Raw genomic sequence first — 1,040 nt, forward strand, 5'->3', positions numbered from 1 at the left:
TGGTTCTAGCATCCATAAAGTCTGGCGATACACCAAAAGGAAGGAAGTTCGGTTTACCAGCAAGCTCAAACTCTGCTAGTTTAGCTGTAAAATCCGCAAAAGTCTCCAATTCTTGGAATTCTTTAAGAAGTGGTAAGACAGGTGTGATACCGTCAGCTTCTCTCTTATCAAAATCACGAACTAGGCGGTGGTATTTGACAAAGTTTGCCAAGATAGTATCCTCAGGCACTTCTTCTCCTGCCAACCACTTGTCTGTTGTCGCCAACATCAAGTCTTCAATTTCCTGGTCTAAATCAACAAAACCTCCCGTTTGAGACTTATCTGCTGGAATTTCAGCTGTCTGTTGCCATTCCCCATTGATAGCATCATAAAAATCATCTTGATAACGTGTCATCTTGTTCTCGCTTTCATTTGTACTTGCTCTTAGCTTAACAAAAATTAACTGGGAATGCAATTAAAAATGAACTTTCCTTTTCCATCATTTTTCAGATATTATTTTAATTTTTTAAAAAATTAACTTGACTTAATTTTTTTTTTAAGGTATATTAAGAGGCAGGAGGAATACAAGTTTATGATACGTATCGAAAACCTTAGTGTCTCCTACAAAGAAACGTTGGCACTTAAGGATATTTCACTAGTGCTCCAAGGACCAACAATTACCGGAATCATTGGTCCAAACGGTGCTGGGAAATCAACATTATTAAAAGGTATGCTGGGAATTATCCCACATCAAGGTCAGGCATTTCTCGATGACAAGGAAGTTAAAAAATCCTTACACCGAATTGCCTATGTCGAACAAAAAATCAATATCGACTACAACTTTCCCATCAAGGTCAAGGAATGTGTCTCGTTAGGACTCTTTCCCTCTATCCCTCTCTTTCACAGTTTAAAGGCTAAACATTGGAAGAAAGTGCAAGAAGCCCTTGAAATCGTCGGTCTAGCTGACTATGCTGAACGGCAAATCAGTCAACTGTCTGGAGGTCAATTCCAGCGGGTCTTGATTGCCAGATGTTTGGTGCAGGAAGCCGACTATATCCTCT

General features: G+C 39.4%; 1 protein-coding gene and 1 pseudogene. One reads left to right on the forward strand and one right to left on the reverse strand.

What is annotated here, in order from left to right; genetic code table 11:
* Window positions 1-394, reverse strand: a pseudogene (locus QZ359_RS01595) (peptidase M13); the annotation flags it as partial.
* 177 nt (window positions 395-571) lie between these two features.
* On the opposite strand from QZ359_RS01595, the gene QZ359_RS01600 reads away from it, so the two are divergent.
* Window positions 572-1,040: ATP-binding cassette domain-containing protein (locus tag QZ359_RS01600; RefSeq protein ID WP_293955968.1), on the forward strand; the 469-nt coding region annotated here is incomplete at its 3' end.

The organism is Streptococcus sp., assembly GCF_019414905.1.
In the GTDB taxonomy this organism is placed as follows: Bacteria; Bacillota; Bacilli; order Lactobacillales; family Streptococcaceae; genus Streptococcus.